The organism is Paremcibacter congregatus (assembly GCF_006385135.1).
GTDB lineage: Bacteria > Pseudomonadota > Alphaproteobacteria > Sphingomonadales > Emcibacteraceae > Paremcibacter > Paremcibacter congregatus.
The window spans coordinates 2,550,995-2,569,964 of record NZ_CP041025.1 but is presented as its reverse complement, the minus strand read 5'-3'; the positions used below and the strand labels follow the sequence as shown (position 1 = coordinate 2,569,964).

Sequence of the window (18,970 nt, the reverse complement as noted above, 5' to 3'; positions counted from 1 at the left end):
GAAAACTTAAGGCATTTAACAGATTGACCAAAGTCAAGGAGAGAGGAATAATTCAGGCGTAACGTATCCCTTTCACGCAAACAAAAGAGATGTTCATGCTTAAGTTGAAAAAAATAGCCATTGATACGTATCGTGATACGGTGGCTTTCATGGCGCGGGATTGTCCCCATTACCGGCCGGAAGAATTCAGGGCTTTTAAGAAAATCCTCGTGGTTAATGGCCACAATCGCTTATTGGCGACATTGATGATTGTAGATGATAAATGTCTGTTGGAGGGGGATGAGTTGGGCCTGTCAGAACAGGCGTTTCGCCGCATGGGATTGCCGGAAGGGTCGCCGGTGGCAATCGCACCAGCGGAGCCGCCGCGCAGTCTGGATCATCTGCGGGCCAAAATTCATGGCCATAGTCTGGATCGAAACCAGATCGAAGACATCATAAAGGATATTGCCAGTCATCAATATTCCGAGATGGAAATTTCCGCCTTTCTGGTGTCCTGTGCCGGTTTTATGACGACGGAGGAGGTTCTGGCGCTCACCCATGCCATGTCCCATGTGGGGGTGAAGCTGCAATGGAATACCGAAACCGTTGTCGATAAGCATTGTATCGGTGGCATTCCGGGAAACCGGACGTCGATGATTGTTGTGCCGATTGTTGCGGCCCATGGGCTGTTGATCCCCAAGACATCTTCCCGCGCGATTACCTCGCCGGCCGGAACAGCTGATACGATGGAGGTGTTGGCCCGGGTTGATCTGTCCATGCATGAAATGCAGCAGGTGGTGGAAGACTGTAAAGGCTGTATCGTATGGGGAGGCCATGTGAATTTGTCGCCGGCGGACGATATTCTGATTTCGGTGGAACGCCCATTGGGCATTGATACGCGTGAACAGATGGTGGCTTCGATCATGTCGAAAAAAATATCCGCAGGGTCGACGCATTTGTTGATCGATATTCCGGTTGGACCGTCAGCGAAGATTTCAGGCGCTGGTAATGCGCTGCGGTTGCGCAAGCTTTTTGAATATGTCGGGGCGGAGATGGGGCTGCATGTGGAGGTGATCGTCACCGATGGAGCTGAACCGATCGGCAATGGCATTGGACCGGTACTGGAAGCCCGTGATGTCATGGCGGTTCTGCGCAATGATTTGGATGCGCCGGGGGATCTGCGGGAAAAATCTCTCCGGATCGCCGGGTCCTTGCTTGAATCCGATCCGGCGTTGAGGGGCGGATCGGGCTACCAACGGGCTCAGGAGTTGTTGGAGTCCGGCGCGGCTTTGCGGCGGATGGAAGAAATCATTGAGGCCCAGGGACGGCAGACGACCCCGGTTGCTCTGGGGGAGCTGACTCTGGATGTTTGTGCGGCCGAAACCGGTGTGATCAGAACGATTGATTGTTTCCGCATGGCGCGTATCGCCCGTCTGGCCGGGGCGCCCCTGTCAAAGGGGGCGGGGATTGATTTATTCAAGAAGGTTGGCGATAAGGTCGAGAAGGGGATGCCGCTATACCGTATTCATGCCTGTTTTGAGGCGGATTTTGGTTTTGCTACCGCCTTTGCCCAAGAGGAAAGCGGCTATCATATCGGGAGTGCGGCTTCATGACCTTATCCCTGCATCATTTCGCCGATCAGGCCGAGCCTGCCATAAGGCTGGCGCAACAGATGAACTGTCCTGTTCAGGAAATCATGACCCATAATTTCCCGGATGGGGAGGTAAAGGTAACGGTTGCGGCTGTGACTGACACTATTTTGCTTTATACCAGTCTTGATCATCCCAATGGCAGGCTGATCAGCCTTGCCCTGGCGGCCAGTGCGTTGCGTGATAATGGGGCGAGGCGGATTGTGCTCGTCGCGCCTTATCTGTGTTATATGCGCCAGGACATGGCGTTCAAGCCCGGCGAGGCGGTAAGCCAGCGGGTGATAGGGGCTTTTCTCGCGGGTTATTTCGACCGGATTGTCACGGTTGATCCCCATCTGCACCGTACCCCTGATTTGCAAACTATCTTTCCGGGATGCGAAGCCGATCGGCTGTCAGCGACCGGGCCGATCGCCGAGGCGGTCCGGCAAGGATATGATCGCGAAACGACGTTGTTGATCGGTCCGGACAGTGAATCCCGCCAATGGGTGGACGCCATTGCCGGGGTCACAGGCCTGTCGGTGGTGATTGCGGAAAAAATCCGAACCGGTGACAGGACAGTCACTGTAAAACTGCCGGATGATCAGGCCTATGCCGGCAAGAATGCGCTGATCGTCGATGATGTGATTTCCAGTGGCATGACCATCGCCCGTTGCGCAGCGGCTTTGAAGCTCGCCGGGGTGGAGGACATTGATGTGATGGCGACGCATATGTTGTGTCGGGATCAGGATTTGGCGCAGCTGGAAAAATCGGGGGTGGGCTGGATCCGGTCAACGGACAGCATTGTGCATGCCTCGAATGCGATATGTCTGGCCCCGTTATTGGCGGGTGCATTACAGAAGGAGAAATAGGCGATGTCAGTGCGAATTAAATTTTGTGGGGCGGCGGGGACAGTCACCGGGTCTTGTTACTGGATTCGGGCGGGAAAATATCAGTTTCTGGTGGATTGCGGCCTGTTCCAGGGGTCTAAATCTGTTAAGGAACTCAATTACAAGGCCTTTCCGTTTGATGCATCCAGAATCGATTTTGTTTTACTGACCCATGCTCATGCTGACCATTCGGCGTTGCTGCCGAAGTTGATGAAAGCGGGCTTTCGAGGCCCGATTTATACCATAACGGCAACGCGGGACCTGATCCGTTATATGTTGCCCGATAGCGGTTATATTCAGGAATTCGAAGTCTCGCGCCTGAACCGCCGCAATCAACAACGCGGCAGGGCGCGGGTAGAGCCTATTTATACCCAGGCCGATGCCGAGGCGGTGATGCATCAAGTGCGCTGCACGGATTATGAAACCTGGATTGAACCAGAGCCTGATGTCAGGGCGCGGTTCTGGAACGCAGGACACATTCTGGGGTCCGCCTCCATAGAAGTGGAGATTATCGACAAGGGCGATACGCTGAAGCTTTTGTTTTCAGGTGATCTTGGTCCGGACAATAAACTGTTCCATGATAGTCCGGACGCGCCACAGGATTTTGACTATGTCTTTTGTGAATCCACATATGGTGGCCGTAATCGACCGGATATATCGGTGGAGGAGCGGCGGTCTATTCTTGCCAAGGAAATTAATGAGGCTATGGCGACCGGGGGAAATATGGTCATTCCGTCTTTCGCCCTTGAACGGTCACAGGAATTGTTGCTTGATATTGCATATTTATTGCGTCATGACGTCATCAACAGTACTGCTGTTTTCCTCGATTCTCCCTTGGCGATCAAGATTACGTCGGTTTTTACCGATCACGCAAAGGAATTGAATAATGCGTATGACGGGGGCGCGCCATTTTCTCATCCCCGGTTCCATTTCACCGAAACCGTGGAAGAAAGCAAGTCGATCAGCCGGTTCCATGGCGGCGTGATTATTCTGGCGGCCAGCGGTATGTGCGATGCCGGCCGCATTCGGCATCATCTGCGCAACCACCTGTGGAACCCGCAATCAACCGTCCTGCTGTCCGGGTATCAAGTGGTGGGCACCTTGGGGAATTTGCTTGAGTCCGGGGTGAAGCAAGTGAAAATACAGGGTGAGGAAATCGAGGTACGGGCGCGGATACGGTCCTTGGATCATTATTCGGGTCATGCAGATTCAGAGAATCTGATTGATTGGGTCATGGCCCGGGCGCCGATCCGTCAGGGGTTATTTCTCACGCATGGATCAGACGGGGCGCTTCACGAAATGCAGAGGGCGTTACGTCAGCAGGGGATGGAATCTGATAAAGTGATTATTCCGGCAATGGACGATGAATTCCTTCTGGAAAAGGCAAAGAAACCAAGACGTATCCATAAAGTGGTGCGGCGCCTGTCCCTTGATTTGGTGGACCGGACGGATTGGCATAATGCGTATGCCCAGCTTACGCTTGATATCCGTAACAAACTGGAAAAAGCACCCAATAACCGGCAAAGGGAAATCCTGTTGCATGAATTACATAAGGCTTTATCGGTGGATGTATCTAAAGAAACGTCTGGTCGATAAATCTTGCCTGATGCGGGTCTGGCGGAAGGGCCGGAAGACTGGTATTTAATCAAAACCTTATATTATTCAAATGTTAATAAAATTGAGGAAGAATAATGACGATAATGAAGGAGTATGAAAAGATTAAGTAGGGTCATTTATGTATCAAGTAAAATATGAGGCGTTGAAAGTAAGGGGGGGATGGCAAAAAATATTCTGGTGTATTCTCTCCGTGGCGGGCTTCATATATCCCTTGTCTGCCCAGGCGGATGTGAAAAATTCTGGCGGGGGATTTATTGATTTCAACGCCTATCCTTATCTTTCCGATACCGATAATGATACGATCGTGACGATTAATGTTGCGGCAAAACTTGAAAACCGGTTTTCGTATTTCAGCCTTCTGAACCTAGGCAAGAAATCAGGCACGGAAGCAGATACGGTGACCTATTATACAGAGCAGAATTTGCGCTGGAAAATTACCGAGACATCGCCGTTTGACCTCACCATTCAATTGAATTTCCGGTCTGGAGAGAAAAATGACCGTCATCGGCTCGGGGTACGATGGCGATTGAATGACACCCCTGGGCTGGTTGATTTTTTTAAAGCACTTCATTTGAAATATGCGCTTAATCTGCATGGAATCCAGTTTGATCATGAGGCGGCCTATGTCTGGCAGATGGAACATGCTTTCAGAATGGTTTTTCCCGGCATTTCCGACCGTTTATATCTGGCGGGGTTTATTGATCATACCTTTAATCAGGACCTACCGGAAGACCTCCCGCGTAACCCAATTGTTGCAGAAGTTCAGTTTGGGGTGCGTCTTGTCGAAAATTTTTTTGGAATAACGGAATATAGGATTAATCAGTATCGTCGTGGCGAGACAGATAATTTGGCGGTTGGTGTTGAATATAAGATTGTATGGTGATTTTTTTAAGGTGAAGATCAGAAGTTAACGGAAGGTCATGGGGGCATTGTATACGCCTGTTGCAAAAGGAAAAAAGTTGAATAATAAAGAAGCCTTTATCAAAGAAAAAGCAGCTATTATTCGAGGGGGGCAATTACATTGGTACCATTGGCTGGTGGTTGGCCTGTCGTTGTTGCTGACCTGTACCGCATGGTATATTTCAAAAAATAATATTGATGAACGCACAAAGGTGTTTTTTGAAAGAGAAGCAGATCAGGTCGTTGAACTGGTTGTGGAAAGGATGTTGAAATACGAGGATGCGCTGTGGAGCGGTGTGGCGGCAATACAGTCACATGGCGGTGATATGACACATGATCAATGGATTGTCTTTGCCGAAAGTCTCCGCATTGATGTGAAATACCCCGGTATTAATGGCATTGGCGTCATACATCATGTGCTGCCCGAAACGTTGTCCGGGTATCTTGAACAGCAACGTATCAGCCGTCCTGACTACGGTATTCATCCCGCGCATCAGAATGCGGAATATCTGCCGATCAGTTATATCGAACCGGTTAAAGACAATATAAAGGCTGTCGGTCTTGACATGGCTCATGAAGCTAATCGCTATTCCGCCGCCTTAAAAGCACGGGATGAGGGTGGCGCAAATATTACGGGTCCCATTGTCCTGGTTCAGGATGAAGGCGGGACACCGGGGTTCTTGTTTTTCGCACCGTTTTATCAGGGGAAGAAGAATGTAACGCTGGAAGATCGTCAGGCTAATTTTACAGGAGCTGTCTATGCCCCGTTCGTAGTGGAAAAATTGCTGGAAGGGACCCTTAAAAAAGACAGACGGCGTGTTGGCATTCAGTTTCTGGATGGTGATGATATTCTGCATGATGAACTGAATGGCGGGGAAAGCGATTTTGATCCTGATCCCATGTATAAGAAAAGCGTGTCCCTGGAATTATACGGGCGTCACTGGGTGTTTAATATCTGGAGTTCGGAATCTTTTAGAAAAGAGACCAGCAATCATCAGCCGCTGATCATTTTAATAGGAGGCATTGTAATAGATACCATGCTTCTGATCTTGTTCTTGTTTGTAACGCGGTCGAACAAGCGGGCGCTGTGCTTTGCGGAAAGAATGTCGCAAAGTTATAATGATAAGGCGAAAGAATTATCACATCTTGTGGAAATCCTATCACAATCCAATAAGGAACTGGATCAATTCGCCTATATCGCCTCGCATGACCTGAAAGAACCTTTGCGGGGAATATCAAGTTATGCGCAGTTTTTAAGCGAGGATTACGCGGACAAGCTGGATGATGATGGCATCTATAAATTGAAAACCCTGGTAAAGCTTTCTGAACGCATGGACAAATTAATCAGTGATTTGTTGCATGTATCCCGGTTGGGGCGTACAGATTTAAAACTTGTTACGGTGGATATGGACCGGATATTGAAGGAAGACGTTCTTGATAATCTCGAGTTTTCCATTCAGGAGAAAAACATTCAGATCAGGATAGATCGTCCGCTGCCGCTGTATGAATGTGATCCGTTATGGATTAAGGAACTGTGGCAGAATCTGATCAGCAATGCAGTTAAATATAACGATAAAAGTGACGGCTGGGTTGAAATCGGATATAAAGAAAGTGAAAATGAGGATAATGTCTTTTACGTGAAAGATAACGGGATAGGGATTCCCGGAAAACACAAAGAAGATATCTTTAATATATTCAAGAGATTACATGCCAGTGACAAATTTGGTGGCGGTTCCGGCGCCGGTTTATTCATTGCCAGGAAAATCGTCGATCGTCATAATGGCAGAATGTGGGTAGAGTCGAACATGGGAGAAGGAACAACCGTATACTTTACCTTAAAAGGAGTTGATGTGTGAGTTGTGAATGCCCCGAACCTCTTATTTTACTGGTTGAAGATAGTCCGGTGGATTATGAAATAACCAAACGCGCCTTTATCAAGTCCGGCTTTAAAAATGAGCTCGTACGGTGTGAAGGCGGCGATGAGGCGCTTGATTATTTATACCGACGGGGCAAATATAAGGATCCGAAAACATCGCCTGCGCCGCATGTTGTTTTGCTGGATTTGAACATGCCGGGCACTGATGGCCGGGGTGTTCTGAAAACCATCAAGGATGATCCTGTTCTGAGGCGAATTCCGGTCATTGTCCTGACGACGTCTGATGATCAGAAAGACATTGAAGACTGTTACGCGCTGGGCGCCAACTGTTATGTACAAAAGCCTGTCAATCTGGTGGGATTTATGGATTCTATTCAACAGTTGAATGACTTCTGGTTTTCTGCGGCGCTGCTCCCCAAAGCAGACGCGTGAAAAACGGGTGTAGTCCCTCCCTGAATATTTTTAAATTTCACCGCTTCTCCCTGGGCTTGATGTTACTTTAACGCTCTCAGTCAGGAATATATGCCGTCGTTAATCCATCCCGTGTTGGGTCAGGTTACGGCGGATTTCATCCAGTATGCATGGATCATCAATCGTCGCCGGGACGACAAATTCCTCATGATCGGCGATTTTACGTAAGGTCGCGCGCAGGATCTTGCCGGAACGGGTTTTGGGCAGGCGTTTGACCGGAATTACCGTTTTTAAGGCCGCGACGGGGCCTATTTTCTCACGCACAACGGTGATAACTTCTTTGGCGATGGCCTCTGGCGCGGCGCTGTTGCCGGGATAGAGCACGACGAAAGCCAGGGGCACCATGCCTTTCAGGTCGTCTTTCATGCCAACCACGGCGCACTCCGCCACAGAGGGGGCGGCGCCGACGGCTTCTTCGATCCCGCCGGTGGACAACCTGTGGCCAGCGACATTGATGATGTCGTCGGTGCGGCTCATGATATGGACATAGCCATCCGCGTCGATAAAGCCCGCATCCCCCGTGGCGTAATAGCCCTTATGGTCGGCAAGATAAGACGTCTGATAATGGTCATCCTTCTGCCACAGGGTCGGCAGACATCCGGGTGGTAAAGGCAGTTTAATCGCCACATCACCGGTTTCACCGGCGGGGCGTTTCCGGTCATGATCGTCGAGGATGCAGATTTCATACCCGGGCACCGGCAGACCGGCGCTGCCATACTTCACCGGCATGAGCTCTAACCCGGCGAAATTCGCTGCGGCGGGCCAGCCGGTTTCCGTCTGCCACCAATGGTCTATAACCGGACGCGACAAGTGGGTTTCGGCCCATTTTATGCTGTCCGGGTCAGCACGTTCTCCTGCGAGAAACAGGCTTCTTAAAGACGATAGATCATATTTCCTGACATGGTCACCGGCGGGATCTTCGCGTTTGATGGCGCGTAGCGCGGTCGGTGCGGTAAACAGCACATTGACGTGATAGTCTTCAATGACCCGCCAAAAAGTACCGGCATCGGGCGTGCCCACCGGCTTGCCTTCGAACAGGACTGTGGTGCAGCCTTGCAGCAAGGGGGCATACACGATATAGGAATGCCCGACCACCCAGCCAATGTCAGACGCGGCCCAATAGACGTCCCCGGACTCGACACCATATACATGCGGCATGGACCAACTTAACGCCACCATATATCCGGCACTGTCGCGCACGACCCCCTTGGGTACGCCTGTGGTGCCGGAGGTATAGAGGATATACAGCGGATGCCCGGAGGCGACGGGCACGCAGGGAACGGGATCAGCGTTGTCCATCAGATGATGCCCGTCGATATCCCGGGGGCCGTTGAGGTCTACTTCCAGTCCAGGGCGTTCAAAAATAACACAATGGTCCACTTTGTGGCGGGCGTGGGTCACGGCGCTGTCGAGCAGTGGTTTATAAGGCACCTGATGGGTAGGTTCGATGCCACCGGATGCGGAGACGATGATTTTCGGCTTGGCGTCATCAATGCGTTTGGCCAGTTCCGTATCGGCAAAACCACCAAAGACAACAGAATGAATGGCGCCAATGCGGGCGCAGGCCAGCATGGTGAAGACGGCCTCCGGGATCATCGGCATATAAATTACCACGCGGTCGCCTTTGGTCACCCCGAGAGAAGCTAGGCCTCCGGCGAGTTTTGACACTTTTTCCAGAAGATCCTGGTAGCTATAATGTTGTTTAACGTTGGCGACCGGGCTGTCATAGATCAGGGCGGTCTGGGGGCCACGTCCTTGCGCCACATGACGGTCCACGGCGTTATAACAGACATTGACTTCACCGCCCGGGAACCAGCTATAAAATGGCGCCCTGCTGTCGTCCCGAATGTTGTCATAAGGCTTGTTCCAGGTAATGGATTTCGCGGCGTCGGCCCAAAACCCGTCAGGGTCCGATTGCCATGCCTGATAGATTTCCTGATATGTTGCCTTCATTGGGGTCTCCATGACATTCGATGTGTTCCTGCTGCTATTTTAGATCAACGGGAGGTGTCTTTCTATGCGACTAACGGATGATATGGATTTCAGACCCTTAACCTGTCGGAAATTGACGCTGATTACAGGTTAGTTTTGGACGGTAAGTTTCAAAAACTGTTTGCAGCCAGATGGTTGTGGGGTCTTAGACTAAAGTTAGCTGTAAAGCGGCGGGACAGTTTGATAGAGTTCAGGGGCAGACTTTTTTATAACAACAATTAGGGTGGCTTCTCATGAATGCTTTGCAAAAGGAAAATGCCCAGGCCTACTGGAAGGAAAACATCAGATTGATGTTGTCTCTTCTGGCGGTTTGGTTCGTGGTTTCATTCGGAATGGGGATTTTATTTGCCGATGAATTGAACAACATCAGGTTCTTTGGGTTCAAGCTCGGGTTCTGGATGGCGCAACAGGGGGCAATCTATGTCTTTGTCGTCCTGATTTTTATCTATGTCGTCAAAATGAACAAAATGGACCGGAAGTATGGTGTCGATGAAGGGGACGATGTTTATGTCGAGGATGAGGAATATTATCATCACGAGGAAAGCTTCATCGAGTCTATTTCAGAAGTTGACGATAAGAAAGGCGCTTAAAAATGGATGTACAAACCTTAACCTATATTATCGTTGGGCTGACTTTTGCGCTCTATATCGGTATTGCCGTATGGTCCCGGGCGGGATCGACGGATGAATTTTATGTGGCTGGCGGCGGGGTTCATCCTTTGGCCAATGGTATGGCGACTGCGGCGGACTGGATGTCTGCGGCGTCTTTTATTTCCATGGCGGGTCTGATTTCCTTCATGGGCCGGGACGGCGGCATGTATCTGATGGGCTGGACCGGCGGATATGTTTTGCTGGCCTTGTTGCTTGCCCCTTATCTGCGTAAATTTGGCAAGTTTACTGTACCGGATTTCGTAGGGGACCGTTATTATTCTGATACGGCCCGTCTGGTGGCGGTGGTCTGTGCGATCTTCGTTTCCTTTACCTATGTAGCAGGTCAGATGCGCGGTGTGGGTATTGTTTTTTCCCGCTTTCTGGAAGTGGAGATTGAGACAGGCGTTTTGATCGGCATGACGGTTGTGTTCTTTTATGCCGTGCTCGGCGGGATGAAGGGCATTACTTATACCCAGGTGGCGCAATATTGCGTGTTGATTTTTGCCTTCATGGTGCCGGCGATCTTTATTTCGATCCTGATGACCGACAATCCGATCCCGCAGCTCGGGTTTGGCAGCACCCTGAATGACGGTTCTGGCGTGTATCTGCTCGACAAACTTGATGGGCTTAGCGAGGAACTTGGCTTTGGCACCTATACGGACGGCACCAAATCGACCATTGATATTTTCTTTATCACGGCTGCTTTGATGGTGGGTACAGCGGGTCTGCCGCATGTGATCATCCGCTTCTTCACTGTACCACGGGTGCGGGATGCGCGGATTTCTGCCGGTTATGCTCTGGTTCTGATTGCTATTCTTTATACTTCTGCGCCTGCGATTGCGTCTTTTGCCCGGGTGAATCTGATCAATACGGTCAGTAACGCCGAATATACGGCAACCCCGGAATGGTTTAAAAACTGGGAAGACAGCAGTCTGATTGGTTGGCTTGACAAGAATAACGATGGCAAGATCCAGTATGTGAAAGGCGCGCCTTTTGTCGGCAAACCGAATTTCTCTGAAGCCCGGGGCGTGCATGGTCAACGTTTGTTGCATAATGCACCAACGGACGGCGCTAACGAACTGTATATTGACCGGGATATTATTGTTCTGGCCAATCCGGAGATTGCCGGTCTGCCCAATTGGGTGATTGCCCTGGTCGCGGCCGGGGGACTGGCGGCGGCGTTGTCAACAGCGGCGGGCTTGCTGCTGGTGATCTCGACATCGATCTCTCATGATTTGTTCAAGAAGATCCTGTTGCCGAATATCACTGATAAGCAGGAACTGATGTTCGCCCGTATGGCGGCGGCTGTGGCGATCGCGATTGCCGGTTATTTTGGCATCAACCCGCCCGGCTTCGTGGCGCAGGTGGTGGCCTTTGCCTTTGGTCTTGCGGCATCGTCTTTCTTCCCGATCATCATCATGGGGATTTTCTCCAAACGGATGAACAAGGAGGGGGCCATCGCCGGTATGGTCAGCGGTATTCTGTTTACCTCGATTTACATCATCTACTTCAAGTTCATCAACCCGGGCGACAATAACGCCGCCCACTGGTTGCTGGGGATCTCACCGGAAGGTATCGGAACCTTTGGCATGATTGTGAACTTTGTTGTGGCATACGGGGTCAGTCGGGTAACCGCCGCGCCGCCACAGGATGTTCAGGATATGGTGGAAAGCATTCGCATTCCGAAAGGGGCCGGTGCGTCCTACCATCACCACCTGGCGCATTAGAGGCGTCGACATTTAATGGATAAGGCAAGCCTGAGAAGGCTTGCCTTATCTCTGCTTTAAAGCCTACAGTAATTATTGAGGAGTTTGATCGTATGTCATATGAGATCGCGGAACATGGTCTGGTTATTCTGGGGGTCTTGTTTATGGTGGTTTCTCTGATCAAATATTATCGCAGGACCCAGGATAAGGGACTGCTGAAAAAGATCTGGTTTCAGAAACTTGACCTGACCAAAGTGGAATATCTTCTCAACCGGATTGGGCTCTATGTTCTGATCCTGGGTATTATCGTGCGCTTCATGAATCATTTGTTGGGGTAAGAGAAGGGCGGGATATAAACAAAAGTACAGAGGCGCCATAGATGTTGCAAGGCTGGGTAATTGTTCTGATTTCATTGGGCTATATGGGGTGCCTGTTTCTGGTGGCGCGTCATGGAGATCAAAACCGCAATGTCCCGCAAAAACCGTTCACCCGCGCCCTGATTTACAGCCTGTCGCTTGCGGTCTACTGTTCTTCCTGGACCTATTACGGGGCGGCGGGGTCGGCAACATCCCAGGGCCTCGGTTTTTTTACTATTTATCTCGGGCCGCTGCTGGTTATTCTGTTTGGTCATAAATTTATAAAACGTCTTGTCGTGACCGGCCAACATCAACATACATCCTCGATTGCCGACTTTATTTCGGCCCGTTATGGCAAAAGCCAGAATCTTGCGACAATGATTGCCTGTCTGGCCGTGATTGGTTCGCTGCCTTATATCGCGCTTCAGCTGAAATCCATCGCCACCACCTTCCAGATTTTGTCCGACGCGTCGGAAATTGAATTCTTGTCGACGGTGACGGCATCCGCAAACAGCAAAGCACTCTTTGTGGCCTTGGTGCTGGCCTTTTTTTCCATCATGTTTGGCACCCGGCATATTGATGCGACGGAACATCACCGGGGGTTGATCCAGGCGATCGCCTTTGAATCAATTATCAAACTTGTGGCGTTGATGGCGGTGGGGCTGTTTGTTACCTTTTACCTGATGGACGGGGTCGGGGATGTTCTGGGCCATTTGCATCTCCTGAACGAAACACGAGGGCTTTTTACGGCCGACCAGCTTAACATGCGGTTCTTCACGATGCTGTTTCTCAGTATGGCGGCGATCATTTGTTTGCCGCGGCAGTTTCATGTCATGGTGGTGGAAAACAACAGCCCTGATGATGTCGGTATGGCGCGGTGGGTGTTTCCGCTTTATCTGCTGTTGATCAGTCTGGTGTTTATTCCCATCGTGGTGGGGGGCATGGAACTTCTGGCGGGCAAGGTCAACAACCCGGATTTCTATGTTCTGGGCCTGCCGATTACGTTTGAAAATAAAGCTCTGGCGATCCTGACGTATCTTGGTGGTTTCTCGGCCGCCACAGGGATGGTGATTGTTGCCTGTATCGCGCTCAGCACGATGATCTGCAATGATATCGCCATGCCGCTGTTTTTGAAGTTCAAGCTGATCAATCTTGATGAACAGAATTTCAGCCGCTTGTTGCTGGTGATCCGACGCCTGTCGATCATTTTACTGATGTTGCTGGCCTATGCTTATTATATGGCCTCTTCCGATGATGCGCTGGCGAATATAGGGCTGATCTCTTTTGTCGCCGCCAGTCAGTTTCTGCCGGCCATTCTAGGGGCCATTTTGTGGCGTAAAGGGCATAAGAGTGGTGTGGTATATGGAGTAAGCGCCGGTTTTATTATGTGGTTCTATACGCTGCTTTTACCCAGCATGTCAGGAATTGAGTGGTTGAATAATATGGTGATTGCACAGGGGCCGTTTGGCATCGCCTGGCTGAAGCCGGAGGCATTGTTCGGGATCACGGCGATGGATCCACTGACTCACGGGGTGGTGTTTAGTTTTCTCGCCAATATGGCCTGCTATCTTTATTTTTCCTGGCGGGCGCACCCGAGCATGCTGGACAAGATACAAGCCCGGGTGTTTGTTGACACCAATCAGGGCAAGATGCAGCCAATGGATATCACGCCATCGGAAGAGGTCACGACAACAGAAGAGTTGAAGAAACTGGTGACCAAAGTTCTCGGCGGGAAGGCAGGCAGCAGCTTAATTGACGATTTTAATATGTCGACCGGACGCACCTTGGCCGCGACGGACCGGATAGACGCGCAGTTCGTACAGTTTGTTGAAGGATTGATTGCCCGGGCCATTGGCGCATCGGCGGCTCATCATCTGATTGCATCGACACTGAAAGGGTCAAATTTCCAAATTGAGGATGTCGTCCGATTTCTTAACGATGCGTCAGAAGAGCTTGAATTTAATAAGGAAATATTACAAGAGACCCTCGAAAACCTCGGGCAGGCGGTGTTGGTGTTTGACGAAAAAATGAATATTCTGGCCTGGAACAAGAAATATATAGAGATGTTTGGATACCCGGATACCTTTCTTTATGTTGGCCGCCCGGTGGAAGATCTGGTGCGTTATAACGCCCGCCAGGGGGAATATGGCAATGGGGATGTGGAAGCCATCCTGACGCGGCGTAAAGAAGACTGGCGCAAACAGCGACCACGTAGCGGAATACGGTTTCGCCCCAACGGTCAGGTGGTGCAGATCCTGTCGAATCCTATTCCGGGGGGCAGTATGGTGGTCAGCTTTACTGACATCACCGAATTGAAGCGCATTGAAAATGCGTTACGTCAGAATGAAGAAAATATGCGGTTTTATACCGATAATGTCCCGGAAATTATCGCCTATACGGATCGGGATTATCGCTTGCGGTTTGCCAACAAAGCCTATCACGCGGCCTATAATCCAGACGGAAAAGAGATTATCGGCAAACATATTCGCGAGGTATTGGGTGAGGAGGATTATAGCCAGAGAGAACCTTACGTAGAGGGGGTTCTGGCCGGGGAAAAACAGCTTTTTGATCTGGAAATTTTCCGGGAAGGGCAAGGCATCCGTCATACCCAGGTATCCTATGTGCCGCAAAAAGATGAAAAGGGTCGTGTTCAGGGGTTCTTCGCGCTGTATCAGGATGTGACGGATCGCCACATTGCTGAACTGGCCTTGAAAGACACGAATGAAAACCTTGAGGTACGGGTCAAAAAACGGACTGTGGAGCTGTCGCGGCTGAATGCCGAACTGCATGCGGAGATTATTGCCCGTCATGAAACGGAAGAAGCCTTGCGGCTCGCCAAGCAGCAGGCGGAGAGCGCGACCCAGAGTAAAACCCGTTTCCTCGCCGCAGCCAGTCATGATCTGCTGCAGCCGCTGAATGCGGCGCGATTGTTTGCCTCTGTCCTGGAAGAGGATCTTGCTGGCCATGACCCGGAAACCTATGGTTTGGTGCAGAACATATCACAATCCCTGAAGTCTTCCGAAAGATTGCTCAACGCCTTGCTGGATATTTCCAAGCTGGATGCGGGTGGCATTACGCCGGAGGTCACAGATTTCCCGGTGCAAAGCCTTTTGACGGCCCTGAACGTGGAGTTCTCGGCCATTGCCCAGGATAAAAACATTGAGTTACGCAGCATTGATTGCGGGGCCTATATATCCAGCGATAAAGGTTTGTTGCAGAGCGTCCTGCAGAACCTGATTTCCAATGCCATTCGTTACACCAGAAAGGGGCGGGTACTGGTTGGTTGCCGTCATAAGGCGTCCGAATTGAGCATTGAAATATGGGATACGGGGTCCGGTATCGAAGCGGATCAGCATGAAGCTATTTTTCAGGAATTCAAACGCCTGAAAAACAGTAAGGATTCAGATGATAAAGGGCTCGGGCTGGGGCTTGCGATTACGGATAGGATTATTAAAATTCTGGGGCATCGCATTACGGTCCATTCTGTGCAAGGGCAGGGGTCAGTGTTCCGTGTCTCGGTTCCCCTCAGTATTGGACAGCCTGAGCAGGTGGCCGGCGCGCGACAGGAGGATGTTCCACCGTCCCCTAAAACAGCTCTTTCGGTATTGTGTGTGGATAATGAGAAAACCATATTGGACGGGATGGAGAAGCTGCTGACCCGTTGGCACTGTCAGGTGACTACGGCGGCGGACTATCCAGAAGCAAAAGAAAAACTGGCACAGTCCGGACAACCCCTGAATGTGGCCTTTGTCGATTATCAGCTGGACACGCCGGAAACCGGGCTGGATCTGTTGATCAGGCTGCGGCAAAGTATGGGGGCCGGGATGGTGGGCTATATCGTGACGGCGGACCGGTCGGTGGAGGTGCAGGAAAAAATCAGCGCCGCCGGTTTTCAGCTGATTCAAAAGCCGGTTGAACCGGCAGCCTTGAGAGCCGCGTTATTGAGCGTGGAGAATGGGTATTAGGAAAGTTCCAGAGGTTCACTTCCCACTTCCAGAGACTGGGCGAAGATTACGGCCTGGGTGCGGGTATTGACATTCAGCTTGCGAAATATGGCGGTGACATGGGCCTTTACGGTGGCTTCCGATATATCCATATTATAGGCGATCTGTTTGTTCAGTAATCCCTGGATCAATCCCATCAATACCTTGAATTGTGCCGGAGTGAGGCTGGCAAGGCGGCGGGCTGTTTCACGATCCTGTTCACTTTGAATGGCAAATTTTTCTGCGGCGCCTTCTGGCAGCCACACATCGCCGTCAAATACACTGTTGATTGCCGCTCCGATCACGGCGAGATCCGTTGATTTAGGAATAAAGCCGGACGCCCCGTGCCCCATGGCTTTCTGCATCACGTTCAGGTCTTCACTGGCGGATACAACGATCACCGGTAAGGCGGGATATTCCTGCCGGATCATGATCAGGCCGGAAAACCCGTGGCTGTCGGACATATGCAGGTCGAGAAGGACAAGCTTGATGTCCGAAATAGCGGCAAGGGTCGCCTGCGCCTGTTCCAGGTTGCTGACTTCAATGATTTCTATGTTTTTATCAAGCTTGGTTACGGCTTGCCTCAGAGCTGCCCGGAACAAAGGGTGGTCATCTGCGATTAAGACACGTCTAACAGTCACTGTGATATTTTACTCCCCTTCTGCATAAAAGAACCGGCTAATATTATGCCATTTCATGGTCGTTCTTGCCAGTAAATTTATGACTTGGTTTTCAGGCTTGTCTCTTGTCTTGTAAGCCTTGCTATTGCTCTCCCTGATGAAAAAATGTGTAACTATCTTCCATAGATATTGATTATTGAATTGTTGTATTCCGGACCGCCGCTTTGGGGCGGCCCGGTGTGGTTTTATATGCCGTGTCGGGGCGTTACCGGTTCCGTCTGTTTTGTATAATATCTTTGACCACGGACGGGTCGGCAAGGGTCGATATATCCCCCAGACTGTCATGTTCATTGGCCGCTACCTTGCGCAGGATACGCCGCATGATCTTGCCCGAGCGTGTTTTGGGCAGGCCCTGGGCAAACTGGATTTTGTCCGGTTGGGCGATAGGACCAATTTCATGGCGGATCCATTTCTTCAGGTCCGCCCGCAGGTCATCGGACCCTTCGATTTCTGCCATCAGGGTGACATAGGCGTAGATGCCCTGTCCCTTGATGTCGTGGGGATAGCCGACCACGGCGGCTTCGGCCACCAGTTCATGGGCTACGAGCGCGCTTTCCACTTCTGCGGTGCCCATACGATGTCCGGACACATTGATCACGTCATCCACCCGTCCGGTGATCCAGTAATAGCCGTCTTCATCGCGGCGGCAGCCGTCTCCGGTGAAATACTTGCCGTCATAGGTGGAAAAGTAGGTCATGATAAAACGGTCATGGTCGCCGTAAACCGTGCGCATCTGCCCGGGCCAGCTGTCGGCAATGACCAGATTGCCCTCTGCCGGGCCTTCAAGCACGACGCCCTCGCTGTCCACCAGTTGCGGCTGGATACCAAAGAAAGGTTTTGTTGCTGAGCCTGGTTTGAGAGCCGTTGCCCCCGGCAGGGGCGTGATCATCATGCCGCCTGTTTCGGTTTGCCACCAGGTGTCGACGATCGGGCAGGTTTCCTTGCCCACAACCCTGTGATACCAGTTCCAGGCTTCCGGGTTGATCGGTTCCCCTACCGTGCCGAGGATCCGCAGGGAACTGAGGTCGCAAGCCGTGACATAGTCGTCTCCGGAACCCATCAGGGCGCGCAGGGCTGTCGGCGCGGTATAGAAAATATTGACTTGGTGCTTGTCACAAACCTGCCAGAAACGGGAGGCGTCGGGATAAGTGGGCACGCCTTCGAACACCAGGGTCGTTGCACCGTTGGCCAGAGGCCCGTAAACGATATAACTGTGGCCGGTGACCCAGCCAACATCGGCGGTGCACCAATAAACCTCACCGTCCTTATAATCAAACACCAGTTCATGGGTGAGAGACGCATACACGAGATACCCTCCCGTAGTATGGAGAACCCCTTTTGGGGTGCCGGTAGAACCAGAGGTGTAGAGGATAAACAGGGGATCTTCGGCATTCATTTCTTCTGGTTCACATTCGGCGGGGTATTTTTCCGCCTCATCCTGATACCAGATATCCCGGCCTTCCTGCATCTGAACCCGGGCGCCGGAATGGCGGACAACGATAACCGTATCCACGTCGGTGCCTTCATGGTTGAGAGCTTCATCCACATTGGCTTTTAACGGCACGGCACGGCCGCCGCGGATGCCCTGGTCGGCGGTGATGACTACATGACTGTCGCAGTCCTTGATACGGCCGGCGAGTGCGTCGGGGGAGAAGCCGCCGAAGACCACGGAATGGACGGCGCCGATGCGGGCGCAGGCCAGCATGGCATAGACAGCTTGCTGGATCATTGGCATGTAGATCGTTACCCGGTCGCCTTTTTTCACGCCGCGGGCGCGCAGGATATTGGCGAAACGACAGACTTTTTCGTACAGGGTCTGATATGTAATATGAAGTGAGGAAGAAGGCTCGTCGCCTTCGAAGATGATGGCCGTTTGATCCGCCCGGTCAGGTAAATGCCGGTCAATACAGTTGACACTGGCGTTCAGGGTGCCGTCTTTATACCAATTGATATGCAAATCTTCTTTGGCGAAAGAGACATCCTTGACAGAGGTATAAGGGGTCATCCAGTCGAGGCGGTGTCCAACGGCGCCCCAGAATTCTTCAGGATCGGCCAATGACTGGGCATAGAGATCATTGTATTTTTCCTCGTCAATATGGGCTGCCGCCGCATAGGATTCCGGAACAGGGTAGGTTTTTACGTCCATCTTAGTCTCTCCTCGAATTGTATTAGAAATTCGCCTGTAAATAGTATCTGGAACAGGAATTTCTTTAAGAATCTGGGCTTTTAATATCGCCTATTTTCT

12 protein-coding genes and 1 pseudogene are annotated in these 18,970 nt (G+C 51.2%); 10 read left to right on the top strand and 3 right to left on the bottom strand.

The window, feature by feature from the left end; all coding sequences use genetic code 11:
- Positions 1-95 precede the first annotated feature (95 nt).
- From FIV45_RS11600 to FIV45_RS11575, 6 genes are all read left to right on the top strand, one after another.
- The gene (locus FIV45_RS11600) at positions 96-1,592 is read left to right on the top strand and encodes a thymidine phosphorylase family protein (RefSeq protein WP_099472083.1); all 1,497 of its coding nucleotides are present in this window, start codon (positions 96-98) and stop codon (positions 1,590-1,592) included.
- The gene (locus tag FIV45_RS11595) at positions 1,589-2,476 is read left to right on the top strand and encodes a ribose-phosphate diphosphokinase (RefSeq protein ID WP_099472084.1); all 888 of its coding nucleotides are present in this window, start codon (positions 1,589-1,591) and stop codon (positions 2,474-2,476) included. Before FIV45_RS11600 ends, FIV45_RS11595 begins: the two co-directional genes overlap by 4 nt.
- Before the next feature lie 3 nt (positions 2,477-2,479).
- Positions 2,480-4,090 carry an MBL fold metallo-hydrolase gene (locus FIV45_RS11590; RefSeq protein WP_099472085.1) on the top strand — a complete coding sequence of 537 codons (1,611 nt, stop codon included), beginning with the start codon at positions 2,480-2,482 and terminating at the stop codon, positions 4,088-4,090.
- Between the two features lie 139 nt (positions 4,091-4,229).
- Complete coding sequence (locus FIV45_RS11585; protein WP_204602122.1) at positions 4,230-4,994, top strand: hypothetical protein; 765 nt, start codon at positions 4,230-4,232, stop codon at positions 4,992-4,994.
- A 76-nt stretch (positions 4,995-5,070) separates the two neighbouring features.
- Positions 5,071-6,867, top strand: coding sequence for a CHASE domain-containing protein (locus FIV45_RS11580; RefSeq protein WP_165776964.1), 1,797 nt, complete (start codon positions 5,071-5,073; stop codon positions 6,865-6,867).
- Positions 6,864-7,319: a response regulator gene (locus FIV45_RS11575; protein WP_099472087.1), complete on the top strand. Its 456-nt coding sequence runs from the start codon at positions 6,864-6,866 to the stop codon at positions 7,317-7,319. The genes FIV45_RS11580 and FIV45_RS11575 overlap by 4 nt, the downstream gene beginning before the upstream one ends.
- Before the next feature lie 99 nt (positions 7,320-7,418).
- On the opposite strand, the gene FIV45_RS11570 is transcribed toward FIV45_RS11575, so the two are convergent.
- The gene (locus tag FIV45_RS11570) at positions 7,419-9,311 is read right to left on the bottom strand and encodes an AMP-binding protein (RefSeq protein WP_099472088.1); all 1,893 of its coding nucleotides are present in this window, start codon (positions 9,309-9,311) and stop codon (positions 7,419-7,421) included.
- A 272-nt stretch (positions 9,312-9,583) separates the two neighbouring features.
- Between FIV45_RS11570 and FIV45_RS11565 the strand changes: the two are divergent.
- The 4 genes and pseudogenes from FIV45_RS11565 to FIV45_RS11550 form a co-directional block, all read left to right on the top strand.
- Positions 9,584-9,844, top strand: a pseudogene (locus tag FIV45_RS11565) (DUF4212 domain-containing protein); the annotation flags it as partial.
- A 98-nt stretch (positions 9,845-9,942) separates the two neighbouring features.
- Complete coding sequence (locus FIV45_RS11560) at positions 9,943-11,727, top strand: sodium:solute symporter family protein (RefSeq protein WP_099472090.1); 1,785 nt, start codon at positions 9,943-9,945, stop codon at positions 11,725-11,727.
- 92 nt (positions 11,728-11,819) lie between these two features.
- Complete coding sequence (locus FIV45_RS11555) at positions 11,820-12,044, top strand: hypothetical protein (protein ID WP_099472091.1); 225 nt, start codon at positions 11,820-11,822, stop codon at positions 12,042-12,044.
- Between the two features lie 41 nt (positions 12,045-12,085).
- A complete protein-coding gene (locus tag FIV45_RS11550) occupies positions 12,086-16,027 on the top strand; it encodes a hybrid sensor histidine kinase/response regulator (protein ID WP_099472092.1) in 3,942 nt (1,313 codons plus the stop codon).
- On the opposite strand, the gene FIV45_RS11545 is transcribed toward FIV45_RS11550, so the two are convergent.
- Both FIV45_RS11545 and acs read right to left on the bottom strand, forming a co-directional pair.
- Positions 16,024-16,686, bottom strand: a complete 663-nt coding sequence (locus tag FIV45_RS11545; RefSeq protein WP_099472093.1) for a response regulator — start codon at positions 16,684-16,686, stop codon at positions 16,024-16,026. The genes FIV45_RS11550 and FIV45_RS11545 overlap by 4 nt on opposite strands.
- Positions 16,687-16,930: 244 nt before the next feature.
- Entirely contained in the window at positions 16,931-18,871 is a 1,941-nt protein-coding gene (acs, locus tag FIV45_RS11540) for an acetate--CoA ligase (protein WP_099472094.1), read from the bottom strand.
- Positions 18,872-18,970: the final 99 nt, after the last annotated feature.